We start from the raw sequence: 24383 nt of genomic DNA on the forward strand, positions 1-24383 counted from the left end.
GATTCTCAATAAGCACAATTCATTCTCAATTCTTGGCCGTGTTATCCTTGGTCGATTTGAGAGTACTCTACATTCGGGTTTCGTACGCAAATCCGACTTTGATTATTGTTCAAAGTCAGCGTAAAATTTGTTGACTTTGAACAAAAAAAAACTGCTTTAGGATGGGATTTATTCGAATTAAAAAAAAAATTGACTTAATGAGAGTTTTGTATGTTACCATTTAGACCAAATTAGATGCGTTTACCCTGGTATAAAAGACAGGGGTATGAGTTAGGGAAAGAACGTCAATAAAAGAATAATGAAGATGAGAGAATCGAAAGAATTAGGGGCTTACATTCTTGGGCCAGATCAAGAAGTTGAGTCACAAAATCTCTTAAGTGATTACTACAGTATCCAACCTCAACCAGGTGACACAAAGCAACGTGTAAAATTTGGTACAGCTGGGCATCGAGGTACATCGACCTTGGGAAGTTTTAATGAAGCTCATATTCTTGCGATCGCTCAGGCGATCGCGGAATTTCGTCAACAACAGGGAATTTGTGGTCCAATGTTTGTAGGAATGGATACTCATGGCCTGTCATCACCCGCCCAAAGAACTGTCTTAGAAGTTTTCTCTGCCCATGAAATAGATATTTACATTGCTCCCTTGACGGGGGATGCTCGCTATACGCCAACACCAGTTATTTCCTATGCAATTCTTCACTATAATAGGGGGAAGATAAGACATTTGGCTGATGGCCTGATTATCACCCCGTCTCATAATCCTCCTTGCGACGGCGGTATAAAGTACAACTCGCCCTCAGGTGGGCCAGCGCAGCCCATAGCAACTCAATGGATTGAGGCGCGTGCTAATCAACTCTTAGGGAATGGTAATCGAGAGGTCAAGCGGTGGACCTATGAAAAAGCTCTAAAGGCTCCTACCACTCATATTTACGATTATATTTCTGGTTATGTTAGAGATTTATGCACAGTTGTAGACTTAAAAGCTCTTTCCACCTCAGATATTCATATTGGTGTTGATCCGTTAGGTGGTTCGAGTGTTTGTTACTGGGATGCAATTGCTGAGCATTATCAACTCAAGCTAGATATCCTTGAGCGAACCATTGATCCAAGTTTTTATTTTCTGGCACCTGATTGGGATGGCAAGCGCCGCATGGATTGCTCTTCTCCTGAGGTCATGGCTAACTTAGTGAAAGTAAGAGATAAGTATGATATAGCTTTTGGCAATGATGCAGATAGCGATCGCTTTGGTGTGGTCACACCTAATGCTGGTTTAATCCCTCCCAACCACTTTCTTGCTGTAGCAATTGGTTATCTGGCTCAATCGCGATCTGATTGGTCTGCCAGCGGTGTTATCGGTAAATCTATTGTGACCAGTGATATGCTCAATCGGGTTGCTCGTTCGATTGGCTACTCACTCTATGAAGCTCCCATTGGATTCAGATGGTTTGTTCCAGGACTGCAAGAAGGTAGTCTAAATTTTGCTGGTGAGGAAAGTGCTGGAGCATCTTTTCAGCGTAAAGACGGTTCTGTATGGACAACAGATAAAGATGGGATTGTCATGAACTTGTTGGCAGCAGAAATTTTTGCGAAAAGTGGAAAGGATCTCAGCAGGCACTATCAAGATTTAACCGATAAGTATGGTGAATGTTACTATACTAAGATTTTTGTTCCTGCTAAACCAGGCCAAAAGAAAAAACTAAGTCAACTCTCAGAGTTTGAAATAAGTGCGTCTACTCTGGCGGGGGATCCTATTGTTGCTAAATTTACCAGGGCTCCGGCGAATGATGCATCATTGGGAGGGATTAAGATCAGGACGACTAATGGATGGTTTGTTGCTCGTCCGTCAGGAACGGAAATGGTAGAGCCCGTTTATAAGGTTTATGGAGAAAGTTTCAAAAGTGAGCATCATCTGGACTTGCTTATGCAAGAAGCTATCCAGATTGTAAATAATGTTACTCAATAAATTTTACTAGTTACTAGTTAGTATAAATACGAACAATAAATACTCTAAATTAAACCGGGCTGATGGCTTATAACTCACATTCCGCAGGTCCTCATGTACGTTTTGAAGATTTTAAAAGTCAGACGGGGCAATGGTTTCAGGAATTAAGTCCCAACCGACTCACGGTTGAATAGTCCTTCATTGTCGGCTATTCGACCCCATTGGGTCGGCTATTAGTGGCGCAGCGAACGCACAGTTTACGCAATTGCTACCCTCAATCGTTGCCCCAACTAATCTCTCCCCTGGACGACTCACATGCCCGAATTGACTGGGGTTTGAGCTGGCTAGCACCACGCTCGTATTAATCTGGGTTTAATGCTTATATAGTAAGCATTCTAGCATTTTTAATAAAATCCCCCAGCAACACTGTCAACCTGCGGAATGTGGGTTATAAGATTTTTCATCGTCGCTGCCATTACAGTGCTGATGAAGTTAGGTGGGCTTCTAGGAAAATACTTGAATGCCTCTACAGTTTGAGAATTTTGTGACCAGGCTCGTGAGTTAAATGTTGTGTTAGTAACTGGGGAGAAATTTCTCTACAGGTCAGCTCGGCTCAAAACATCTTTGTAGAATTTAACGATAGTTTCTGCCATGAGTTTGGAATGCCAAGATTTTTCGTACACAGCTCTTGCCTTTTTGCCAGCATGCAGTAAATGTTCTCGATTATAGGCAATACATTTGATTGCATTCGCCAATGCTCTGGAATCTCCTTTTTCGACCAGCATGGCCCAATCGCCATCATTGACAAGTTCTGGTATACCGCCCACATTCGTTGCAATGAAGGTGCGACCTGATGCCATAATCTCGAGCAACGAAAGGGGAAGGCCTTCAAGCAAAGACGGCAAAACAAATAAGCTACACTGCTCGATCGCTTCATAGATATCCTCAACATAGCCATGTAAAATCACCGAATTCTCCAGCTCAAAGGCACGAATGAGAGACTCGACTCGGTAACGCTCTTGTCCATCACCGTATAAATGGAGCGTTATCTGAGAGTTTTCAGCCTTGAGCATTGCCATTGCTGCTAATAGGAATTCTAACCCTTTTTCCTCAGACAAACGGCTGATACAACCAATATGGTTAAATGCAGTCTCTGCAATTGGACTCATAAAGGTTTCCCAGGATCTATTCTGGGGAGGTAAAAAGGAGGGAATCACATGTAGAGGCTTGTTTTTGTCACGTAAACGCCAAATGTTACTTGCTGCCTGATAAGACATGGCAATCACACCCTGAACGTTCTGCAACACATATTGTTCATCTTTGCCCATCCACCAAACTGAGGGAGAAGCATTGGTGGTTTCTGTAACTACAATCGGAATGTTGTTATGCGCTGTATCTGTTGTATGTTGCACCCAGGCACAAGCTAAGGACTCCACCGGAATAAAGTGAAGGATGTCCCATGACTGTTGTACTAATAACGCTTGGAGAGTATTGAGTTTTTTGTCTAGGGAACCCTCGACATCTAAAGAAATAAAACGAATGTTTTGCTGTTGTAATTGTGCTGTAAAGCTAGGGTGAATGGTTCCTTCCGCGATCATAACCGTCACCTGGTGTCCCAACAGGTCTAAAGCCAGTGCAGTGGCCATGGTTAGGACCTCCGATCCTCCCATATGCTCGAGCCATTGAGTCACAATTACGATGTTCATGGATTGCCAATATTCATAGGTACACTTCTATGTACCTAGTGTACTAATTAGTTTGCAATGCTAATTGATTAAAGCGTCAGGTCTTCTGACGCCAAATACGTTCCACAGCCGTTCCGGCTACAATGCGCTGAGCATGAAACTTAACCCGCTCAAGATCTTCGGAAGAGACTTGTGAGGAATATAGTTGTAAATTTTGGAGCTTTTCTTCAAGGTGTTGACAGATGTCAATCATTTCTAACTCAGCAGCACCTAAGGTTTGCTGAACCCAGGTTTCAATTGTACTGAGTTCTTCAAACCCCGTATAGGGAACATCTTCATAAAAAATCTTTTCCAGCGAAGAAGTGGCTGACCATAACAAAACAGCTTTCTGCAGAATGATGTGATCGATATGGTTGCCAATTCCCAGAGGAACCCAAAGGCGTGTTACACCAGTTTGCGTGTTTAAAAAGGACTGAATAGCTTGAATACTTGCTTCCGCATCGGGATCCTGACGATAATCAGTTACAGTAAAGATTGTATCCAGGTTAGTATAACCCCGAAGTGTCACATCCTTAAGACCGATGCCCTCATGCTGAAGCCCTAACTTATTCGCGTAGGCGATATCCTCTGCATATCGAATATTGCAAATAACGGCCTCGGAGGATCCTGATTCCACACTATAGGGCGCATAAATGCTCTTTTGAAAAACAGTCACAAGCTTAGGTTCGTGACAATATCCTTTCAGCAGAAGACCACCAATCGAATAAGCAACATCATCAGCGTGGGCTGAGAGAAGTAAGTCCATACACGTATTTGAAGTTTTTCAACTACACTGTGCAAAATTCTAAAGACATCCCTGAGGTAAAGCTGGCTGGCTGCATGGGATGAAGACGCTTGTACACAGATACCAACCTTAGACCGACGTCTAAAGCAATCTTTTCTAGTTCTTCTTGATGGTACAATCGCTGTCGGAGTGTACGATAGACTGTGCGCTCAACTGTCCCATCAGGTGCAATCCATTCAAATATTTGGTTACTTGTCATGATTTGTCTATGGGGATCGTAATCTTCAGCTGAGCGCATGGCAACAGAGCGATTCCCAGAAGGGGTTGATACTTGATGAACAATCCCAAAAAAAAGCATTGGTTTAGCTCCGGCTTGGCTAGCTTTGGCCAGTCGTTCTTGACTGCGACCACGTAAATCTGTCATAAAACGTCCTCCTAGCTTAAGGCTAAGGGCAATATTCTTAAGGGCACTCCGTAAACTAGATTTGTCCAGAAAATGGGTTAGAAAGTCATCGACTGCGATCGCAACATCAACCTTCTTCCCATAGGAAGATGTCACAATATCCAGGGAACTGAGATGTAGATTATCTTGCAGGCTAGAGTGTCCTTCCTGGCTGAAACTTTTTAACTTGTCCTGGAAGAAAGAAATCATCTCTGGCGAGCAATCAACTGCGTGGACCTCATAATTACATTGAGCCAGAGGAATTGCTAAGCGACCTGTCCCACAACCAATATCTAAGATACGATGCTCTCCAGATTTCAGCGCCGACTGATAGTATTCAACCGTATCACCGCTATCAGCATCTCCAGAAGCAGAATCCAGTAATACTGGTTCGTAAAAGAGATGTTCCCAGGGACAGCAATATTTTTCCTGCATTGATTGCATCTCCTAAAGTTGTACTCGGTATTCTGACCAGTTCGGATCGATCATATCCTCTAGGTCCATATAGCGACGGTTGTAGCACCAATTACAATCACCACAGATTGCAATTTCCTGTCCCTGATTGAAGCGTGCCAAGTGCTCTTTCCTCAGTTGAACCATCTCGGGACCATTCCAGAAATCTTCGAAGCTTCCCTCACTCCAATTTGCAAATGTGAACTCTTCCACCCCATTAAGGTGATCACAAAATCCCATGCGTCCTCGACTATTGACATAAAGGTATTGCCAAGGATGAATACACAATTTTCTAACCGCTGGCTCATACACTTGTTCTTCAATCAATGAGGCAGAAAGTTCAATACGAGCCCCTGTTTCCTCAACTAGGGTTTTCAAAGCAGCTGTTTCTGCTTTCACGGTTTGGATATGGTACTTCAGATGATTTGGATCGCCATCACTGGTTTTCAAGGGCTCCAGCTTAAAACGGTCAATCCCAAGGTCGAGACCGATGTGAACAATATTCTTGATATCCAGCAAGTTCATACCACTGGCAGTAATGCAGAAATAAACTTGCTGCTTTGGATCTAACCCCGAAGTTTCTGCTGCTCGGATGATCTGGCGAACATTTGCCAACATTTTTTCTAGTTTTGCTCCTACTCGCAGCTGTTCATAGAGTTCGGGATCCGCTGCATCAATGGAAACACCAACAATCACCCCCGCTTCTCCAAGCTTCTGCCACAGGTGGGGTTTATTTACTGTTGCATTAGTGATCAATTTTTTCTGCAGTGGAAACCGCATAGCATAATCGAGATATGCCTCGAAATTAGGTAGTAGTGTACTTTCACCCCAACCGCGCAAATCGACAAAGCGGGCATGAGGAAAAAGTGCATCTGCAATCTCTTTGAACACCTCTAGCGACAGAACATCACCCGCAACGGCTGATTGTCGACACATGGGACAGAGAAGATTACACCGATCAGTTAATTCAATGTAAAGTCCCTGTGGATAATCGCTACAGTGAGCTGAAACTATTTGTGTTTGAGAATTGTTTTCGATTGTTTTGCTGATGGATAACATAAATTATCTCCTCAAAAAATGATACTAATTAATATGGAAAAGCCTTCTAACAGCCCTACAGTCATGACTTAGGCATCATTTGAATCCTCCAAAAGCGATATCCGGGAGGATGAAAGCAAATTAGAACAAACATAATTGACCTGATCTAATGTCATCGTTGGATACAGAGGAAGGGTTATCACCCTTTGAGAAAACGCCTTACTTTTTTCGACTCCAGAAGCTTCTAAATGTCCAAAAGCAGTAAAATTAGTAATGCAGGGATAATGTAGACTGGTTTGGATGCCTGCAAGCTTCAAGTCTTGAACAACACGTTCACGTGTACGTTGATCGGGTGCGACAATTGGCATTAAATGATAAGCTGAGTCACCAGAGAAATGGCGGAAAGGAATTATCCAATTAGACAATGAATCCAGCTGACTATAATAGGCATTCACGATTTCCTGTCGTCGATGATTATTGCTCTCTAGCTTTTGAAGTTGTGTGCGTCCTAAGGCAGCTCTGATTTCATCAAAACGATAGTTAAAACCATGTAGAACTACATCGTAAGATCGGGCGTGTCCCTTGTGGCGTTCCCAGGTTAGCGTAGTCATTCCGTGGGAGCGCAATAAGCGAACACGCTTGGCCAAATCGTCTTGATCGGTTGTGATGAGCCCTCCTTCTCCTGTCGCCAGGTTTTTATTACTAAAGAACGAGAAACAGGCAATATCTCCCAGTTGTCCCACTCGATGACCGTGAGGAAACCGAGCTTGTGAGTCCAGGTAGCGAGCACCCACTGCATGGCAAGCATCCTCAATCACGGCTAAATCATGGCGTTCACAGAGGGCTCGAAGGTCAGCCATGCGACAGGGATATCCTCCATAGTGCATAACGACAATTGCCTTTGTTTGCTGCGTAATTCGATGTTCAACATCTGTGATATCAAGGGTTGGTTCATCCAGGCTAATGATATCTGCAAAAATGGGGCGAACACCCACTGCAATAGCCGTGTTAGCCGCAGCAACAAAATTAAGCGCAGGTTGAATAACTTCGTCTTCTTTTCCTAATCCCAAAGCCAGGTAAGCGAGTTGCAGGGCAGCGGTACCACTCGAAACGGCGATCGCGTGCTTAACTCCCAAAAACGATGAAAACTCTTCCTCAAAAACTTTGACTTCTGGCCCCATAGACAGCCATTGCCGCTGGAGAACTCGCTGAATAGCCTTTTCTTCTTCTACTCCGTAATCCAAATCGCTGAGGGGAACTTTCCAGTTAGACAAGGTCAAATTCCTCCCGTTTCTCAGCAAATAAATCTTGGGCTTTTGCATAGTCATCGGGCCGACCAATATCTAGCCAAAGGCAATTGGCAGGATAAGCACAGACTTGCTCGCCTTCCTCTATTAGCCGTAAAACTAAGTCTGGGAGATCGAGGTATTTGCCATACTCAATATATTTAAGGACACGGGGCTCATAGGCATAGATCCCCATGCTGACCGGATAAGAGGTCTCTGGCTTTTCGATGTAGTCAATCACTTGATGGTGGTCATTCAGCTTCAAGACACCCAAATCAATCTTGACATTCCGAGTATAGCAGGCGATCGTAAGTGCCGCATTCTTATCTCGATGAAACTGAATAAGATGGTTAAAATTTAAATCAGTGAGTAAATCACCATTCATGACCAAAAATGTTTGGTCAAGATTTGGAATGAAGGATAACGAGCCTGCAGTTCCCGTTGGCTCTTCCTCTTCAACAAAATCCAGGTTTATTTTTTCTACCAAGCTATGTCGATGATCAAAGTAAGCCTTCACCAACTCTGCTAAATGGCCCAATGTTAGGGTAATGTTGGTAATGCCATAGCGAAGCAGACGGCGGATGAGAATTTCTATAATCGGAACATCACCTAGTGGAACTAAAGGTTTAGGAAAATTGACTGTAAAGGGCTTAAGGCGCGTGCCTTTTCCTCCAGCTAAAATGACAGCCTTCATTCCTGCGGTAAGATGGTGATCGGTACTTGAGCCAGACCCTTTCATACTACCTCTCAGACAACATAGTCTTGATTTCGATATTGAGCTTGGTGCTGTTTCATATATTCAGCAACCTGTAATAGTCCTGCTTCCAAAGACACCTGAGGCTGCCATCCTAATCGCTGTTTTGCATTTGAAGCATCACACAAAAGTAGATCAACTTCACTTTGCTTGGGACGTTGCCGTTCAGCCGTACTTATAATCTCAGCATGACTGTTTACGACCTTTAAGCAAGTATGGGCAATTTCTGCCACGCTCACTGCATTACCCTGTCCAAAATGGATAGTTTCTCCCTCGATACCTGATGCTTCTGATGCCAATAAGAAGGCTCTCGCAGTGTCCAATACAAAGGTTAAGTCTCGCTTGGGCGTTAAATTTCCTAAACGAATTGTGTTCGTTCCTGCCATAGCCTGAGACAGCACCGTTGGAATAATAGCCCGCGCTGACTGCCGAGGACCATAGGTGTTAAATGGTCGTAGGGTAACGACAGGCAAGTCATAAGTGCAAAAGAAAGATTCCGCAAGTTTATCAGCTGCAATCTTACTCGCAGCATAAGGAGATTGAGCCTGTAAAGGATGATCCTCCCTCATCGGTGTATAGAGGGCAGTACCGTACACTTCACTAGTTGAAGTAATAATAACCCGACGCACTGTTTTTTGTCGGCAGGCTTGCAAGATATTCAAAGTTCCACCTGTATTGGTTGCAAGATAAGAAGCAGGAGCGTGATAGGAATAGGGAATTCCGATCAATGCTGCCAGATGGAAAACAACCTCGCAATTTGCAACCAGATCTGTCACGAAGTAGGGATCGGTAATATCGCCTAGACAAACCTCTAGATTTTCTCGTAACTGAGGCTGAATGTCTTGAAGATGTCCCCAGCTGCCTTGACTATTGTAACGAACCAAAGCTCTGACTTGATGCCCATTCTGAAGCAACATCTCAACAAGATGGCTAGCAATAAATCCACCTGCACCCGTTACTAAAACTGTCATAGCTACTCTTTAGAAATTAGGTTAATCTAGAGATTAGAAGCTGAAATAGCGTCGATGATTTCATCAGGAGAGTCTGCAAGCAGCGAAGCATGCAAAATATATTTAACTGCATCCAGAAGATCAGACGCTAAATACGAAACTTCTGCAGCATTTGTCCATTCAGGTCGATAGAGATTAGATTGAATTAAACAACTTCCTTTGCAGCCAGCGTTGGCCCCTGCTAAAACGTCACTAATTGAATCTCCAATCATCCAACTTTGTGAAATTGAGAGCCCCATTTCTTGCGCAGCCCGCAGTAGCATGCCTGGCCCAGGTTTGCGGTCAATGTGCTCGATCTGCGTCAGGTCTGAAGTTTGAGGAACATGGGGACAGTAATAAATAGCATCAATGCCAATCCCTTGGTCGTGAAGTAGCATCTCCAGTCTGGCATGAATAGATTCTAAGCCCTTCAGACTTAACATCCCCCTTCCTACAACAGATTGATTCGTGACTACGACGCAAGCAAACCCAGCTTCTCGTAGCAAAGATAGTGCAGAAACAGCAGTGGGCTCTAACTCTACATCCTCAGGATTGCAGAGATGGTGAACATGCTTGATCAATGTGCCATCCCGGTCTAAGAAGATCGCTGGCTTAAGTTTTAACTGAGTTGCCATAAGAAGAATTGACCCTAAACATCAATCTTATCTTCAAATAATCCACAAATCTTCTGGCTAAACATATGTCCTAAAACGAGCTGAACATCTTCGATAACACCATAATTATTAGAGGGAATCGTAAGGTTCAAATCAGCCATTGAAGCAACTTTACCACCACCAAACCCGGTGATCGATATCGTTTTGATACTGAGATCTTGAGCAGTTGCACAGGCTTCTAAAATGTCAGGCGAATTACCTGAGGCCGTTAGCATCAATAAAAGGTCACCCGGATTGCCTGTTTCCTTAACCTGAAAACTAAAGATCTTTCGGAAATCAAAGTCATTGCCAAGTGCAGTAATAATCGATGGAGAGCCTGCCAAATTGAGAACTCGCAGCCGTGATTGATAGGTGCGAAAAGCACTAGTTAAGTCACAGTGATAATGGGATGCATTACTGGCACTGCCACCATTCCCAATGAGCAAAACCTGTGCCTGTCGTAATCCAACATCTGCAATGAGATGGGCGATCGCTTCAACCGTATCAAAATCCAAATTAGCGAGTACATCACTGAGTGTTTTAGCATATTTCCTTGGATTTTCAATTATCTGTCGAGGCCGATATTTGCTCTTTTTTATTGATGTAACAGGACTCATGATTTTAATATTTATTTTACAAGACTGCATTTATATTTCGAGTCAAAAAAATTGGGAAAAATCTTGACGAAACTGGTCTAGTCGGCTCGGGGTACCAATGTCATAAAAACGATGTTTACTCATAAAGGTTTGCATTGTTCCAGCGGATGCGAAATCTGGAAAAATATCTTCTTCTAAGCTAGCTGGAATTTTATTGGGAAAGTTATCTATATGGTTAAGATGTAAGACTAAAGCCCCTGCATCAACATATTCAAGTTTCAGATCGGGTCTATCTTTAATGTATTGCTGGAGAAATCCATCAGGGCTGACTCGAACATTATTGGGAACCGGCAGTTCACCTTGATTTGGATAGATTGTCATGATGGCTGTTTGATCGTACTGCTGAGAATGTTGAAACATCAGCGAGTAGTCACACGGCAGAAAAGAGTCACCGTAGACAACAACAAATACATCATTCAACTTTTCATAGGCATTGGATAAGCAGCCTGCTGTCCCTAATGGCATTGTTTCGACACTATATTCAATCTCAACATTCCACTTATGGCCATTACCAAAGTAATCTTTCACTTGTTCCCAGCGATAGCCAAGTAATAGCAAGATTGACCGAATGCCCTGTCGCTGTAGATACTGAATTTGGTACTCCAAGAAAGGATGTTCTTCAACTGGAGCCATAACCTTTGGCAAAGTATCTGTAAGAGGAGCAAGACGCGTTCCTCTTCCTCCTGCGAGAATAACAGCCTGATCAAACATGATTAGGCCTCCTGCATTGCTTTTGTTGAGACAGAACTGTGTGTTTGAGAAAATACATCAATATCTCTACGGGCTCGCTCTATCGCCGTGAGTATCTCAGCCTCATTAACACAGACTAAAGGTTTTTCATGAGTCATCGCAACCAGACCAATCGACCGCAATAAAACAAAGGGATGTTGTTCTAAACCTGAACTGAGATAGCCATGTTTGTTGTCCTTCCGGATCAGTTGGAGGGTTTTGTCAAAATCGAGGGTCTGTGGAAATTGAATCTTCGGATTAGCACCATGGAGTAGACGGTAGTGTAACCAATACTCCTCTTCACTTAACCATTCTCGATTTAAGGAGATGGCAGAAGCTACTAACATTCCTAATCCAACAGCAATCCCATGGGATAATTCACTGTGCTGGACCTCTAAAGCGTGACCCACCGTATGGCCATACTCCAGGGAAATCCCTATTCCCTTTTCATAAGGATCGATAAGAAGTAGCTTCTGTTTTGCCTTTATCCCGAGCAAAACTAATTGAATCCACGTGGAATCATTAGCTGGCTGCCTAATCAAGGAGACCAGCTTTTCTGTTTGTTCAGCATCAAAAACAAGGCAATTTTTGATTAGTTCATTGATGCCAGCAATAAGTTCTTTTTCAGGCAAAGTCTTCAAGAAATTGACAGAGACAAAACTAGCTTCAGGTAAGTAGTACATGCCAAACAGGTTCTTCCCACGCTGACCATTTACGGCCTGTTTGAGTGATAAAATTGAATCTGACATGGCCAGGAAGGTTGTTGGCATATGAACCATAGAAATGCCTCGGTAAAGCAGGCCTGCAACCATCCCAGCAATATTCCCTGCAAGCCCGCCTCCAAGGGCAATCACGATACTGCGGCGAGTTACCCCCGCTGCAATCGCCTCTTCTAAGAGACGATTAACTTGATCTAAGGTCTTTAATTTCTCAGAGGGTTTGACCAGCGCTTTACGCACTGAAAAATTAGAACAATATCGTGATTCAATGACAGTTCCATACAGTTCCCAAACACGATCATCTGCGATAAAAAATATTTGATCAGGATTCTTTTGTTGGCAAAACTTAATGCACTCATGATGTACATCTTGACCAATCAGGATGGGCATGTTGCGCTCGCCAAAGTTGAAGCAAACTTCAAGAAATTTGCTGCTTTTTAGCTGCTCACTAAAGTTCGGGGAAAGCAAAGTTTTCATAATTTCTAATTTATCCCAGAATAGATTTTGTGAAGTGCCGCTGCAATCATATCCATATCCTCACGGGGTGACAATAAAACAGAGTGGTGTAACAGTAATGTTTTTTCATGTACTTCTTCTGAAGAAGGAAGATGAAAACGTTTTTTGTCAACTAAACTTTTCACTGACTCTGACTGCTGAACCCAAGCTTTTTTCTCAGGAACGTACAGTGGATGACGTGATAGAGGAACATATGGTTGATGTACCCATGTTCCAAGCTCTGCTGAGAGTGCTTCCCCAACCCAGGCAACGGTTTTTCCCCGTAAAAATGTCTCATTTAAGAAAAAAGCAAAATGGTAATAGACTTCCTCATCATCTGGTTCGTGATAAGACGGAATAGAAATACCAGGCAATTGTTGTAAGAGCTGGGCAAGATAAGCTGCATTGCTTCTTCTCTGTTCATTTTGGGCTTTAAGCTTTTTAAGCTGGATCGTTAAGATTGCAAGCTGAATATCAGAAAGACATCGATTACGTCCACTAAGGACGTGGCCAGATTCCAGCAACTCTGTTCGTCCTAAAGTACGACCATCTTCGCCTGCTAAGAAACGTCCATCTGTACGAAAGCGATAAATTCTCTCGGCTAGGTCATCATCATTCGTGACGCAGCATCCTCCCTCCCCTGCAGTCAAAGGCTTACCCTGTTGCATGCTAAATGCTCCAACTTGACCGAGTGTACCCACGCACTTACCTTTCCAGCGTGCGCCATGGGACTGGGCGCAGTCTTCTATAATTGTTAAACCATGCTCTTTAGCAATCTGACATAGTGCCGACATATTGGCAATACGACTGTAGAGATGAACTACCAAAATTGCCTTAGTCTTAGAAGTAATCAGCTGCTTCACTGATTTGGGATCAAGACACATGGTCTTTGGATCAACATCAGCTAACACAGGAATCGCTTGCTGAGCCAGAACAGAATATGGACAAGCCACCCAAGTAAGCCCAGGCACAATGACTTCGTCCATCGGCTTAACATCACAAGCTTCCATCGCTAGCTCTAAAGCTGATGTCCCATGATCAGTTGGAATACAGTACTTAGCGCCCAGAAAGCTGCTAAATGCAGAAGCAAATATCTGTTCTTGTAAAGGTTTACCATTAGAGAATCCGCTGATGGTCCAACGCCCACTGCGTAATACTTTAATAACTTCCGATTCAGTTTCTGCATCGGATTGAGGCCATTTGGGCCACTGCCTTTCGAAGATAGGGGTTCCTCCATCAATGGCTAACCTGCTAATTTGAAGAACTATCATATCGAATATCGATAATTGTCATCTGAATTGGAAACTCCACCCAAATAGTATTTAACAGTAGCTTGTTGACTGCAAGCAAACCGAAAATCAATATTTAAGATTTTATTTAGAATCTTGTCATCTTCTCCTACCTGATTATCCAGCTCTTCTTGAGTGAATTCTGCATTAAAGCCAATACGCAGCAGTGATTTAGTCCTGAACAACCACTCATTCATATCTACCGTTGCTACATTTCGAGGATCGTCTGAAACTCGAGGACCATCATACACAACAGCATCTCCCAAACGGATAACTTCGTTGTCTACACACCATTTATAGAGAAGACTTGCAGTCTTTGGATCTGCATGCCAGGGATAATAATCCCCTTCAAAAAGAGAACCGTCAGGGTGGAGTAGAATCCTCCAAGAGTAGGCAGCATCTAGTTGCTGCTCTTGAATACAGTGCAACAAACTACTTAGATGATTAGGCAAAAACTCATTATCGTCATCTAGAAAACAGACAAAAGGTTCCTGGATTTTTTCTAGGGCAGACTGACGTAGTTTAGCCATGCGAGGAGAGGAGTGCTCGTGGTAGGGTACATCTTCAATGGCTACCCACCTGACAAGATCTTTGATTGGTTTGAGTACTGGGCTAGTTTTTAACTCATTAACTCGTTCTGAAAAGACATAATGTATTGTAGGTACTTGCTGTAGTCTGACGCTATTGATGCAGCGCTCTAATTCTCTGTCTCGATCTACACAAAATGTAATAACGGCTACAGTTAACATGTAGTACAGCCCTTTTTAGATGCGAATAAAGCGACGTAAGCATAGTTGCCAAGAAGCTAGACCTATCCTAGATCTGTATGGGTTTAAACCCTCTAACTTTAAATATTTCGTTAGATTTCTTGAATTCGCCAATACTGTGACCATTTATGCAACTTTCTCCTGGGGGGGTGATATCATGTCCGGTTAAATACTTATACTAAGCGTCGAAAGCAAGGCAGAGGGCAGAAGGCAGAAGGCAGAAGTAAAAAAGTAAGGTTTCAAGGGTAATGGTTTTTTATAACTAATTATCCGAACATAATATGATATGCAAGCTGAAATCCTTACTGGGTAATAATTTCAGCCCATAAGTTACAAAAAGATACATTCTGTTTTGGGCGCTCCTTTGGACGTAGTTATAATGGTTTGAGCTTCCAGAAAATGAATCGAGAGTTAATTTCCGACTGTATCTTCCCTGAGTTCATTGGCCTCAAAGCCTTATATAGCAAGCTTTTAATCGATAATTTCACCCCCTCAGCTAATCAAGACTTATTGGCTGAACTACCAGGGCAACAGAACATACTATTATCAGCTCAAACCAGGCCAAGGTTATACTCAACAAACCTATGTAACTCATCCTTGGGTAATTACAGATAATCAACACAACTGTCTCGGAGTTTATTACCTTGACGGACAAGCACGTACCGTCAACTATTCCAGCTAGTTTTTGTGCTCAGCTGAGTTAGAGCCCTTTAAACCCTGGATTGATCTAGCTAAGCGCTTTGCGCTCAGCTAGAAAAGCTTTATCTGGAGACAAAAAATTTAAAGCTAACCACCAATGGCGTTATTAGTACACGCCAGGATTAACGCGATCGTCGCCCGCATTATAAACTTCTGAGGTCTTAGTCACGGTAAAATTACCTTTATCAATTTCCTTTTGTAACTTTTTCTTCTGCTTTGCGCTGAGTCCCTTAATGTTCAGAACATCTTCTACTGACTCGTAGGGAGCATTATCAGCAATCTTACGAGCCAAGTTTGGGTAGAATCCGCGATATTTGCGAAACTTACGCAAAGGAGTATTGTTCAGGTCAGTCTTCTTACCAAACTCGGTGGCTAACTTGCGATCAGCCGCATTGCTCCGGGAACGAGCGATTAAAGCGGTAGATGAGGGCAACGTTAAGTTATTTAACGAAAATGTGTCTGCTGAAGACATAGGGGAAGCGATCGCATTTTGGGGTAAGCCCAAGCACCCCAAGCTAAGCACTAGAAGGCATAACACTGCCAGATGAACCAATTTTTTCATCATAAAACTCCTTACTTACACAACACAGCACTAAGAGAAATTAATCTCTGTGGGTTTAGTTTAATTTTTGTTTCTCATCATCTCATAATATCGAAGTCCAGACACAAGACCTAAACTTTTTCGAGAAGACGATTCCCACCCTAGTTCATTGACAAATGTTGCTTTGTAAGCTATGAGCTATCAGCTATAGCAAAGGGAACAGGGAACAGGGAACAGGGAACAGGGAGTAGGGAATATCGCATCAAAATTCTCTCAATTCCTACACGGATTGCTATATCAGCTATCAGCGTGTCGCGTATCAGCTATCAGCTTATGGGCTACAGATAGAGCTACTGTTAGCGCAGCGTGGCCAAAGGCCAAGGCCACGCTACGCCAATGGATGACGGCTGACCGCTGACGGCTGACCGCTGACCACTGAATAACGAATTCCTAAGCAAATCCTAAAATAGATCTAAAAGCTGACGAATAAACTTGAGTTTTGTGGCACTATAACAATCCTGAGAAGAACAAATAGCAACAGGATTTAGCCATGACTCTACGATTGGGGGATACCGTACCCGACTTTACTCAGAATTCTAGCGAAGGTGAGATTAATTTGTATGAATGGGCAGGAGATAGCTGGGTAGTGCTGTTTTCTCACCCAGCCGACTTCACCCCAGTTTGCACCACCGAGTTAGGTATGGTTGCTAAACTCAAGCCCGAATTTGAGAAGCGCAATGTTAAAGTGCTAGCGTTGAGCGTGGATGATGTTGACTCCCACAAAGGCTGGATTGGAGATATCAACGAAACCCAGACAACAACGGTCAACTACCCGATTTTGGCGGATCCAGATAAAAAGGTGTCTGACCTTTACGATATGATCCACCCCAACGCTGACAATACCCTAACCGTACGCTCTGTTTTCGTCATCGACTCACAGAAGAAATTGCGGTTAGTGTTAACCTACCCTGCTAGCACCGGTCGTAACTTTGACGAAATCCTGCGAGTGATTGACTCCCTACAGTTGACCGATGACTATAAAGTTGCTACTCCGGTTAACTGGAAAGACGGGGATGACTGCGTTATTGTACCATCCATCAAAGATCCAGAAGAGTTGAAGGAACGGTTTCCCAAAGGATATGAGGTAATTAAGCCCTATCTGCGGATGACACCCCAACCTAACAAGTAATATCAAGTTCGGTTGAATACCCAGAATAAAAGTGTGGGGAGATGGGGAGATGGGGACCCACCCCTAACCCCTCCCAGGAGGGGAATGGGGAGATGGGGAGATGGGGAGATGGGGGAGATTTTTATTAAGGGTAATTATCCTGACATGATATAAAATAATTATCAGGTCTGAAGGATGAAGGATTAAGGATTCTTCATCCTTCATTCTTAATTCTTCATTCTTAATTCTTCATTCTTCATTTTTAATTCTTAATTCTTCATTCTTTATAATTTGTAATTTAAACTTGATTGAAATGGATATCAAAGCAGATTTTGTTGATACAGTTGGGAATACACCACTGATTCGGTTAAACAGCTTTAGCGAAGAGACGGGTTGTGAAATCCTAGGGAAAGCGGAGTTTCTCAATCCAGGAGGTTCTGTAAAAGACCGAGCTGCCCTCTATATTATTAAAGATGCAGAAGAAAAAGGCTTACTCAAGCCTGGGGGTACAGTTGTTGAAGGAACCGCTGGCAATACAGGCATTGGTCTAGCCCATATCTGTAATGCTAAGGGATACAAGTGCCTGATTATTATCCCGGAAACTCAATCCCAAGAAAAAATGGATACCCTCAGAACACTGGGAGCTGAAGTTCGCCCAGTGCCAGCAGTACCCTACAAAGACCCGAATAATTATGTAAAGCTTTCTGGACGCATTGCCCAAGAAATGGATAATGCCATCTGGGCGAATCAGTTTGATAATTTGGCAAACCGACAGGCTCATTATGAAACCACTGGGCCAGAACTGTGGCAGCAAACTGACGGAAAAATTGATGCTTGGGTTTCAGCAACTGGTACAGGTGGGACCTATGCAGGGGTAGCGATGTATTTGAAAGAAAAAAATCCTAACCTTCAATGTGTGGTGGCTGACCCCATGGGCAGTGGTTTGTACAGTTATGTCAAGACCGGTGAAATTAAACCGGAAGGTAGCTCTATTACAGAAGGTATCGGTAACAGCCGTATTACTGGGAATATGGAAGGGGCTCCCATTGATGATGCGATTCAAATTGATGACCACGAATGTCTCCGGGTAGTTTACCAGCTGCTGAGCCGGGATGGATTATTTATGGGGGGGTCTGTCGGGATTAATGTCGGAGCTGCTGTTGCTCTGGCTAAACAAATGGGACCTGGTCATACAATTGTGACTGTACTTTGTGATGGCGGTGGTCGTTATCAATCACGGCTATTCAATCGGGAATGGTTGGTATCTAAAGGACTTTCTGTGGGTGATTGCACCTCTTGAGGAAAAAGGATCAAGGGTTCGTAATCTTTGTAAGTATTCAGCCAATGGGAACGGGCAACAGGGAACAGGGAGTAGAAAGAAATCCTTGACACTTGTTACTAATCTTTAAGAATAACACAAATAAAAACAAATAAAAGTACCCTTTCGAGTACTGTCACAGATGCAAGGAAACTTGGTATTCTAATTGATATGGATCAATATCAAGCCTTGCGCTGTGAGCACCTTGAGCACCCTAGGCACCACGGATGTCTCTAAAAAGACACCCACAGACACTCGTGCCAAGGCTTTCCACTTTGGAAAGACACCTCAAGTAAACTGAGCTTTTGGTTATAACTGGAACCATTACTCCTTCGCTCTCTGCGGCCTAGGGGCTGATCGCTGTTTGCATAAAGTGTAGCATGGGCGTTGCGGGTGAGCTGACCGCTCAGACTATATCAGTCTAGATCAGTGTCACAAATCAAGACTTAATTCTCATTATTTATTAAGAATAATCATGAGGCTTCTTCAAGAAAAACTGAAGTAATAAGCCTCAACTTGGTATGTTGATTTTTCTAGAGGAAGTACACCCGATGCAAACCCAAGACCTCCTAAAATCCCCTAATCGTCAAAAATTTGATGCAGTAGTTGATTCTAGCTGGAAACAAAAAGAAAACTCTGAGGTATATACATTTATTAAACGCCAACTCAAGTACTTCAATCTTGAACAGGAACTTGATATAGGCCAGATACTTTTTGAAGGCTGTCTTCGTGGTGTTAGCAAAATTGAATCTGGACAAGATATTCAAGACCCCTCAGACTGGCTAAAATCTACCTGCTTCTACATAATCCTAGAGCATATCCGCATCACTTACGTCTACAGCAGTTCTGACTGGCAGCTGACTACAAGCAATTGGGAGCAAGCATCGCCGACCCACGCCATGGGCACCTACAACTAATGTGGCAACTAATGTGGCAACTGATGTGGTAATTCTTTGATGATCATAAGGGCTATAGTCATTAGGGTCACTCTTGGACAAATGTAAGTAGGGGCATACTAAAACACCGCTATGGAAAGATTTTTTATGCCAATTTGGCAACACAGCTCCGTAACCTCATTGTTTCATGGTTATACCCTTGATCAATTTATTTTCCCCTACCTACTTATCAATGTCACAAATCGAGACTTAATCGTCACTAAGTGAGTAATAGTGATCATAAAGTTTCTCAAATACAATTGAAAGTCAGGGGCATTATCTGCTTTTAGTTTTACTGAGTAACTACACTATATGCAACCTAGAAAACCTCCAAAGTCCCCTAATCGTAAACAATTTGATGCCGCTGTTAATTCTATTTTAAACCAAAGAGATAAATCTGGACTTTTTGCATTTATTGAATTCCGACTCAAGCAGTTCAACCTTGAACACAAATTTGATATCTTTGACATCTTTATCGAAAGCTATATTCGCGGAGTTAGCAAAATTGAATCTGGACAAGATATTGAAAATCCATCAGCTTGGCTAAGAACAACCTGCTTAAATGTGATTAGAGAGCATTTTGCCAAGAAAGGAAAGCATTGGAAAAAAGAACGTGAGTTTAGCTCTATAGAATACCAGATTAGCTCCAATGATGGTTCCGATTATTTATCGGATGAATATGTCAAGGAAATACTGTCAGATATTAGACAACTAGTAAGTCCTCTAGATTTTGATATTTTTGTGTTACGAGTGATGGAGGAATTGTCCTGGATTCAAATTGAAGAACGCCTGAACTTGGCAAGTAATACAGCCTTGCGAAAACGATATCAGCGTATGAGGAAAGTTTTGAGAGACTATTTTTTTGATATCGACAACTCTATGCTCGAAGACTATGGCTTATCCTGAAAGGCAACTTCCGACAAGGGCACAGTGAATAGAAGAGAATCCTTGAAACTTCTTAATCAAGTAAATTTGGTTAACTTGATTTATGTCCAGGTATAGCAAAGGGCTGACGGGCTAAAGGTTAAGTTAATCAAGGGCTTGACAACGGATTCAACGGTTGTATTCAGTTTAACCTTTGAAAAAAGCTAAGTCTACTGCCTGACCAAGTATAGTATCTCCGGTAGACCCGAAGTCCCTAACTTTACCCGTTTCCTAATTATCAGAACCGATATACCATCGTCAATGAATATCCACCAACGCGATTAAGATGGCGTCTAGACTTAGCTTCCACAAATCCAAAACGTTGATAAAGATTAACTGCAGGATTATCTGGCCGCACACTCAGTGATATGGCAGGAAAGTTTCCTCGTGCAACTGCAATAATTTATGTTAAGAGCTCCTACTTTGCCCCAGCCAGCTACGTACTTAAGCAGAATAGGGTGCGTCTTTACAGCTTTCCGCGAGGTTTCATGAGCCGCATATACCAGCATTTGCCACAAAAATGGTTCATCTTCAGGCATAACTGGATTGATCGCAAGTTTCATAATATCTATTGCTTAACTGCAACAATGATGGATATTTTAGATCAGGGAAAGCAAATAAAGCACTATCCTTGAATGTATGCTTATCAATGAAGGATCAAAGAACTGAATTCCATTTTGTTCATAGGTTTTGTAGTCGATCTCAGATATTTTCTGAAATCCTAATCTTTCAAAAATTCGACACGAATACTCACTTGCAGCACAGACCTTTATGAAGGAAACTCCACTGTTCTTAGCAATATAAATTGATTTTATGACTAACTGTGTTGCCAGTCCTTTTTTACGGTAGTTTGGCGCGATCGTTAATTGAAGAAAAGATATACCAGCGTTATTTGGGTCAGTGATACCCTGGTCTAGATCTGCGAAGAAACAATGTCGCTTTTTTAATCCTGTGGACTTTTCAATTAGTTTCCTCTCTAAGGAGACTGTATCAATATTGGGATATGGTTCACTAAGGCGGAAACCAATTATTTCACCGCTACTCGTACTTTCAATGACCAAAGAGCATGGATTGGTGATTACAGAAGGGTGCGTGTGTGTCTGAATAATGTATTCGATCAATTCCTGTTTTGGAACAATTTTAGAGGCTACCATCAATTGAAACTCTGGATCATCATTAACCGAAACCGAGGTTAGGAGATGGGAGATACCTGGTACGTCAGCCAAAGTTGCATTGCGTAATATCTCTGTCATAGATAATCGCCCTAAATTAAATAGATCATGTCATTTTTGTTTTCGGGGCTTAAGTAGCGGTCATGAGTTATTTTAGTACATTTGTTCTGCGAAGACCTGCTCCCTGGCCCATTCCCTATGCCCAATCCTAATCAAGCAATCCCAGAAGATTTATGACCAGCATTAAGAACAGCGTTAATTACTTCTTTTATATCTTCAAGTTTAGCATTGGGGTTCAGTAGGGTAAACTTCAAAAAAGTATTGCCATTAAACCGTGTCTCACCAATAACTATGCCTTCTCCCATCAGAGTCAAGCGAATTTTTCTATTTATAGTATCAATATCTTTATTACCAATAGGTTTATATCGAAAAACTAACGAAGAGAGTTCTGGCTCATTTAACAGTTCTATCTCATCCAATCCCTTAAGGTATAAAGCAACAGCACGAGTAAGATCAAGTAAACCTTGAAGTATATCTTCTATACCAGACTGTTTCATCCCTTGGATCGTGAGCAGGAACTTCAAAGAATCAAACCTCCTAGATGTTTGCAGTGACTTGTCAACAAGGTTCTTCATTCCCAGCTCAAAATCTTCTTTTCGATTCAGATAGTCTGACTCAAAATTTAGATTTTGTATATATTCCTTATTGTTGCAGAGAAATAAACTTGAAGAAATGGGTTGAAAAAGCATTTTATGCAGATCGATAGTAATAGAATTTGCCAAGGACAAATAGCGCGTCCACCTCACTTTTGGATTAAATATCATTGCTCCACCATAAGCAGCGTCTATATGGTGCCACATGCGGTATTCCTTAGCAATTTCAGCTATTTCTTTAATCGGGTCAACACTTCCATAGTCAGTTGTGCCAGCAGTAGATACAACACAAATTGGAATACAATTATTAGAAATATCTTTGACAAGCTGTTCTTGGAATTTTTTTAGATCAATTTTGAATTGTCTATCAACATCAAGCTTGACAACACTCTGTTCACCTAGACCTAATAACCAAGCACTTTTTTCAATTGTAAAATGAGAAACACTTGAACAGTAAATTCTAAATTTACTTTCTAGCTGACCTAATGACTCTCGCCTTGAATCAATATTATATTCTTGCCTCTTGATATCTCTAGCCAACAATATCCCCATCAAATTTGATTGACTTCCTCCGGAGGTAAAAACTCCATCATAACGATGGTTTTTACCAAATATATTCTGTAGAAAAAAGCTAACGACAAGTTCATCAATTTCAGTGGCAAAAGGAGCTTGATCCCATGAATCAAGGGAAGGATTTAAAAGCCCAATCAGATATTCCCCAATAACTGTTTCTATAGATACAGTACTATGAAGGTGAGCCATGTATAAAGGTGAATATATATTGACTGAATGCTCAATATATAGATTAGATATATCTTCTATAATAGAATCTAGACTTTTATCCGACTCAGTCGCTAAGTCAATACCTGAGATGAGTTCTTGCAACTGTTTTGGTTCGACTCCAGAAAAGCAATGCCTGTCATTTTTTAACCGTTCAGCTAGTATTTCATTGATTCTAACGATGCTTTTACTGATAGCATCCAATCCTTCACTATTATTGATGCCTAAGAAATGATTAGTTTTCATTGATGAATTTTTCAATTGTAGACACTACAGTCCCTAAGCCTTTTTCCAGTTCTTCAATACCGATCGTTAAAGGTGGCAAAACTTTAAGAACTTGGTCGTTGATTCCTGCTGTTTCGATGATTAAACCCTGGCGAAAACATTCTCTGGAAATAATTTTGCTGAGTTTTTGATTAAAGCATTCAATGCCCCAGATGAGGCCACGCCCTCTAACTGCAAGCTTAGTATCAAAGCTTTCAAGAAGCTTAGTTAAGGTTTTTTTAACGATTTCTTCTCTTTTTTGTATGCCTTGAATAAACTCATCATTTACCCAGTAATAATTAAGGGCGGCTGCGGCTGTAACAAACGCAAGATTATGTCCTCTAAAGGTTCCATTGTGTTCTCCTGGAGTCCATTTATCTAAGTCCGGTTTTATTAGTGTTATAGAAAATGGAAGACCAATACCAGAGAGTGATTTTGATAAGCAGATAACATCAGGAGAGATGCCAGAATGCTCAAAGCTAAAAAACGTTCCAGTCCGACCACATCCGACTTGAATGTCATCAACAATTAGGATGATATCGTAATCGCGGCATATACTTTCAATTTCTCGAAGCCACTCATAGCTGGCAATCCGAATACCACCCTCAGCTTGAATTGTTTCTAAAATAACTGCTGCTGGGATATCATAACCGCTACCCCGATCTTCAAGATATTGCCGAAACATTTTCGCAGTATTAACTTGAGGACCATGATATCCGTCATAGGGAATAAAATAGCTGCCAACTAACTCAAGGCCAGCCCCTCGTCTTTTTCTGGCATTCCCTGTAAGGGACAATGAACCAAGTGTCATCCCATGAAAAGCATTGGTAAAGGTGGCAATCGTTGTTCTTCCTGTCACTTTTCTGGCAATTTTGATGGCCGCCTCTATTGAGTTTGTTCCAGTAGGACCGGGAAATTGAACCTTATAGTTCATGTTTCTTGGCTTGAAAATAATCTCATTAAATGCATGCAATAAGTCAGCTTTTGCACTAGTCATTAAGTCAAGACTGTGAATGATCCCATCTTCTATAAGATAGGAAATAAGTTGTTCTTTAATGTGATAATTGTTATGTCCATAGTTGAGCGCGCCAGCTCCACAGAAAAAATCAAGATATTCAGTGCCATCTTCATTAATAAGGGTTGCTCCCTTAGCTTTTTTAAAAACAGTAGGAAAAGCTCTACAGTAACTCCTAACCTCAGACTCTATCTCCTCAAAAATATTCATATTTATTTCTAATTTTATGG

General features: G+C 42.0%; 23 protein-coding genes. 6 read left to right on the forward strand and 17 right to left on the reverse strand.

The genetic code is table 11. The features are described 5' to 3' along the window. Nucleotides 1–304 precede the first annotated feature (304 nt). Nucleotides 305–1966 (forward strand): phosphoglucomutase, alpha-D-glucose phosphate-specific, encoded by a 1662-nt coding sequence (locus F6K51_RS09515; RefSeq protein WP_293019856.1) that lies wholly within the window; start codon nucleotides 305–307, stop codon nucleotides 1964–1966. A 575-nt stretch (nucleotides 1967–2541) separates the two neighbouring features. On the opposite strand, the gene F6K51_RS09520 is transcribed toward F6K51_RS09515, so the two are convergent. The 13 genes from F6K51_RS09520 to F6K51_RS09580 all read right to left on the reverse strand — a co-directional run bounded on the left by F6K51_RS09520 (nucleotide 2542) and on the right by F6K51_RS09580 (nucleotide 14666). Next, nucleotides 2542–3651, reverse strand: a complete 1110-nt coding sequence (locus tag F6K51_RS09520) for a glycosyltransferase family 4 protein (RefSeq protein WP_364304350.1) — start codon at nucleotides 3649–3651, stop codon at nucleotides 2542–2544. A gap of 76 nt (nucleotides 3652–3727) precedes the next feature. Beyond that, the gene (locus F6K51_RS09525) at nucleotides 3728–4435 is read right to left on the reverse strand and encodes a PIG-L family deacetylase (protein WP_293019858.1); all 708 of its coding nucleotides are present in this window, start codon (nucleotides 4433–4435) and stop codon (nucleotides 3728–3730) included. Nucleotides 4436–4457: 22 nt separating this feature from the next. Next, nucleotides 4458–5291 (reverse strand): class I SAM-dependent methyltransferase, encoded by an 834-nt coding sequence (locus tag F6K51_RS09530; RefSeq protein WP_293019859.1) that lies wholly within the window; start codon nucleotides 5289–5291, stop codon nucleotides 4458–4460. A 12-nt stretch (nucleotides 5292–5303) separates the two neighbouring features. After that, nucleotides 5304–6368, reverse strand: a complete 1065-nt coding sequence (locus tag F6K51_RS09535; protein WP_293019860.1) for a radical SAM protein — start codon at nucleotides 6366–6368, stop codon at nucleotides 5304–5306. A gap of 68 nt (nucleotides 6369–6436) precedes the next feature. Then, complete coding sequence (locus tag F6K51_RS09540) at nucleotides 6437–7621, reverse strand: DegT/DnrJ/EryC1/StrS family aminotransferase (RefSeq protein ID WP_293019861.1); 1185 nt, start codon at nucleotides 7619–7621, stop codon at nucleotides 6437–6439. Continuing rightward, complete coding sequence (locus F6K51_RS09545; RefSeq protein ID WP_293019862.1) at nucleotides 7614–8327, reverse strand: sugar phosphate nucleotidyltransferase; 714 nt, start codon at nucleotides 8325–8327, stop codon at nucleotides 7614–7616. The genes F6K51_RS09540 and F6K51_RS09545 overlap by 8 nt, the downstream gene beginning before the upstream one ends. Nucleotides 8328–8380: 53 nt before the next feature. Continuing rightward, nucleotides 8381–9358 (reverse strand): GDP-mannose 4,6-dehydratase, encoded by a 978-nt coding sequence (locus tag F6K51_RS09550; RefSeq protein WP_293019863.1) that lies wholly within the window; start codon nucleotides 9356–9358, stop codon nucleotides 8381–8383. A gap of 26 nt (nucleotides 9359–9384) precedes the next feature. Beyond that, the gene (locus tag F6K51_RS09555; RefSeq protein WP_293019864.1) at nucleotides 9385–10011 is read right to left on the reverse strand and encodes an HAD family hydrolase; all 627 of its coding nucleotides are present in this window, start codon (nucleotides 10009–10011) and stop codon (nucleotides 9385–9387) included. A gap of 14 nt (nucleotides 10012–10025) precedes the next feature. Further along, entirely contained in the window at nucleotides 10026–10646 is a 621-nt protein-coding gene (locus tag F6K51_RS09560; protein ID WP_293019865.1) for an SIS domain-containing protein, read from the reverse strand. 42 nt (nucleotides 10647–10688) lie between these two features. Beyond that, nucleotides 10689–11396, reverse strand: a complete 708-nt coding sequence (locus F6K51_RS09565; RefSeq protein WP_293019866.1) for a sugar phosphate nucleotidyltransferase — start codon at nucleotides 11394–11396, stop codon at nucleotides 10689–10691. A gap of 2 nt (nucleotides 11397–11398) precedes the next feature. Then, on the reverse strand, nucleotides 11399–12610 hold the full coding sequence (locus F6K51_RS09570; protein WP_293019867.1) for an iron-containing alcohol dehydrogenase: 1212 nt from the start codon (nucleotides 12608–12610) through the stop codon (nucleotides 11399–11401). Nucleotides 12611–12615: 5 nt separating this feature from the next. Further along, nucleotides 12616–13899, reverse strand: a complete 1284-nt coding sequence (locus F6K51_RS09575; RefSeq protein ID WP_293019868.1) for a DegT/DnrJ/EryC1/StrS family aminotransferase — start codon at nucleotides 13897–13899, stop codon at nucleotides 12616–12618. After that, on the reverse strand, nucleotides 13896–14666 hold the full coding sequence (locus F6K51_RS09580; RefSeq protein ID WP_293019869.1) for a glycosyltransferase family A protein: 771 nt from the start codon (nucleotides 14664–14666) through the stop codon (nucleotides 13896–13898). The genes F6K51_RS09575 and F6K51_RS09580 overlap by 4 nt, the downstream gene beginning before the upstream one ends. A 517-nt stretch (nucleotides 14667–15183) precedes the next feature. On the opposite strand from F6K51_RS09580, the gene F6K51_RS38370 reads away from it, so the two are divergent. After that, on the forward strand, nucleotides 15184–15366 hold the full coding sequence (locus tag F6K51_RS38370; protein ID WP_364304357.1) for a hypothetical protein: 183 nt from the start codon (nucleotides 15184–15186) through the stop codon (nucleotides 15364–15366). Between the two features lie 123 nt (nucleotides 15367–15489). On the opposite strand, the gene psbU is transcribed toward F6K51_RS38370, so the two are convergent. Further along, on the reverse strand, nucleotides 15490–15945 hold the full coding sequence (gene psbU, locus F6K51_RS09585; protein ID WP_293020029.1) for a photosystem II complex extrinsic protein PsbU: 456 nt from the start codon (nucleotides 15943–15945) through the stop codon (nucleotides 15490–15492). Between the two features lie 529 nt (nucleotides 15946–16474). Between psbU and F6K51_RS09590 the strand changes: the two genes are divergently transcribed. The 4 genes from F6K51_RS09590 to F6K51_RS09605 all read left to right on the forward strand — a co-directional run bounded on the left by F6K51_RS09590 (nucleotide 16475) and on the right by F6K51_RS09605 (nucleotide 20251). Next, the gene (locus F6K51_RS09590; RefSeq protein ID WP_070396150.1) at nucleotides 16475–17113 is read left to right on the forward strand and encodes a peroxiredoxin; all 639 of its coding nucleotides are present in this window, start codon (nucleotides 16475–16477) and stop codon (nucleotides 17111–17113) included. Nucleotides 17114–17405: 292 nt separating this feature from the next. After that, nucleotides 17406–18392, forward strand: coding sequence for a cysteine synthase A (locus tag F6K51_RS09595; protein WP_293019870.1), 987 nt, complete (start codon nucleotides 17406–17408; stop codon nucleotides 18390–18392). Between the two features lie 569 nt (nucleotides 18393–18961). Beyond that, nucleotides 18962–19327, forward strand: a complete 366-nt coding sequence (locus tag F6K51_RS09600; protein ID WP_293019871.1) for a hypothetical protein — start codon at nucleotides 18962–18964, stop codon at nucleotides 19325–19327. Nucleotides 19328–19657: 330 nt separating this feature from the next. After that, nucleotides 19658–20251, forward strand: a complete 594-nt coding sequence (locus F6K51_RS09605) for a sigma-70 family RNA polymerase sigma factor (protein WP_075905283.1) — start codon at nucleotides 19658–19660, stop codon at nucleotides 20249–20251. Between the two features lie 617 nt (nucleotides 20252–20868). Here the strand turns inward: F6K51_RS09605 and F6K51_RS09610 are convergent. The 3 genes from F6K51_RS09610 to ectB all read right to left on the reverse strand — a co-directional run bounded on the left by F6K51_RS09610 (nucleotide 20869) and on the right by ectB (nucleotide 24363). Further along, the gene (locus tag F6K51_RS09610; protein WP_293019873.1) at nucleotides 20869–21522 is read right to left on the reverse strand and encodes a GNAT family N-acetyltransferase; all 654 of its coding nucleotides are present in this window, start codon (nucleotides 21520–21522) and stop codon (nucleotides 20869–20871) included. A 131-nt stretch (nucleotides 21523–21653) separates the two neighbouring features. Continuing rightward, nucleotides 21654–23120 carry an aspartate aminotransferase family protein gene (locus tag F6K51_RS09615; RefSeq protein WP_293019874.1) on the reverse strand — a complete coding sequence of 489 codons (1467 nt, stop codon included), beginning with the start codon at nucleotides 23118–23120 and terminating at the stop codon, nucleotides 21654–21656. Further along, nucleotides 23110–24363, reverse strand: a complete 1254-nt coding sequence (gene ectB, locus F6K51_RS09620) for a diaminobutyrate--2-oxoglutarate transaminase (RefSeq protein ID WP_293019875.1) — start codon at nucleotides 24361–24363, stop codon at nucleotides 23110–23112. Before ectB ends, F6K51_RS09615 begins: the two co-directional genes overlap by 11 nt. Nucleotides 24364–24383: the final 20 nt, after the last annotated feature.

The organism is Moorena sp. SIO3I8 (assembly GCF_010692325.1).
Taxonomy (GTDB): Bacteria; Cyanobacteriota; Cyanobacteriia; order Cyanobacteriales; family Coleofasciculaceae; genus Moorena.

What these genes read in the sequence shown, in the direction of transcription:
- F6K51_RS09515 (WP_293019856.1), top strand. Translation starts at nt 305, where the DNA reads ATGAGAGAATCGAAAGAATTAGGGGCTTACATTCTTGGGCCAGATCAA.
- F6K51_RS09520 (WP_364304350.1), bottom strand. Translation starts at nt 3,651, where the DNA reads ATGAACATCGTAATTGTGACTCAATGGCTCGAGCATATGGGAGGATCG.
- F6K51_RS09525 (WP_293019858.1), bottom strand. Translation starts at nt 4,435, where the DNA reads ATGGACTTACTTCTCTCAGCCCACGCTGATGATGTTGCTTATTCGATT.
- F6K51_RS09530 (WP_293019859.1), bottom strand. Translation starts at nt 5,291, where the DNA reads ATGCAGGAAAAATATTGCTGTCCCTGGGAACATCTCTTTTACGAACCA.
- F6K51_RS09535 (WP_293019860.1), bottom strand. Translation starts at nt 6,368, where the DNA reads ATGTTATCCATCAGCAAAACAATCGAAAACAATTCTCAAACACAAATA.
- F6K51_RS09545 (WP_293019862.1), bottom strand. Translation starts at nt 8,327, where the DNA reads ATGAAGGCTGTCATTTTAGCTGGAGGAAAAGGCACGCGCCTTAAGCCC.
- F6K51_RS09550 (WP_293019863.1), bottom strand. Translation starts at nt 9,358, where the DNA reads ATGACAGTTTTAGTAACGGGTGCAGGTGGATTTATTGCTAGCCATCTT.
- F6K51_RS09555 (WP_293019864.1), bottom strand. Translation starts at nt 10,011, where the DNA reads ATGGCAACTCAGTTAAAACTTAAGCCAGCGATCTTCTTAGACCGGGAT.
- F6K51_RS09560 (WP_293019865.1), bottom strand. Translation starts at nt 10,646, where the DNA reads ATGAGTCCTGTTACATCAATAAAAAAGAGCAAATATCGGCCTCGACAG.
- F6K51_RS09565 (WP_293019866.1), bottom strand. Translation starts at nt 11,396, where the DNA reads ATGTTTGATCAGGCTGTTATTCTCGCAGGAGGAAGAGGAACGCGTCTT.
- F6K51_RS09570 (WP_293019867.1), bottom strand. Translation starts at nt 12,610, where the DNA reads ATGAAAACTTTGCTTTCCCCGAACTTTAGTGAGCAGCTAAAAAGCAGC.
- F6K51_RS09575 (WP_293019868.1), bottom strand. Translation starts at nt 13,899, where the DNA reads ATGATAGTTCTTCAAATTAGCAGGTTAGCCATTGATGGAGGAACCCCT.
- F6K51_RS09580 (WP_293019869.1), bottom strand. Translation starts at nt 14,666, where the DNA reads ATGTTAACTGTAGCCGTTATTACATTTTGTGTAGATCGAGACAGAGAA.
- psbU (WP_293020029.1), bottom strand. Translation starts at nt 15,945, where the DNA reads ATGAAAAAATTGGTTCATCTGGCAGTGTTATGCCTTCTAGTGCTTAGC.
- F6K51_RS09590 (WP_070396150.1), top strand. Translation starts at nt 16,475, where the DNA reads ATGACTCTACGATTGGGGGATACCGTACCCGACTTTACTCAGAATTCT.
- F6K51_RS09595 (WP_293019870.1), top strand. Translation starts at nt 17,406, where the DNA reads ATGGATATCAAAGCAGATTTTGTTGATACAGTTGGGAATACACCACTG.
- F6K51_RS09600 (WP_293019871.1), top strand. Translation starts at nt 18,962, where the DNA reads ATGCAAACCCAAGACCTCCTAAAATCCCCTAATCGTCAAAAATTTGAT.
- F6K51_RS09605 (WP_075905283.1), top strand. Translation starts at nt 19,658, where the DNA reads ATGCAACCTAGAAAACCTCCAAAGTCCCCTAATCGTAAACAATTTGAT.
- F6K51_RS09610 (WP_293019873.1), bottom strand. Translation starts at nt 21,522, where the DNA reads ATGACAGAGATATTACGCAATGCAACTTTGGCTGACGTACCAGGTATC.
- F6K51_RS09615 (WP_293019874.1), bottom strand. Translation starts at nt 23,120, where the DNA reads ATGAAAACTAATCATTTCTTAGGCATCAATAATAGTGAAGGATTGGAT.
- ectB (WP_293019875.1), bottom strand. Translation starts at nt 24,363, where the DNA reads ATGAATATTTTTGAGGAGATAGAGTCTGAGGTTAGGAGTTACTGTAGA.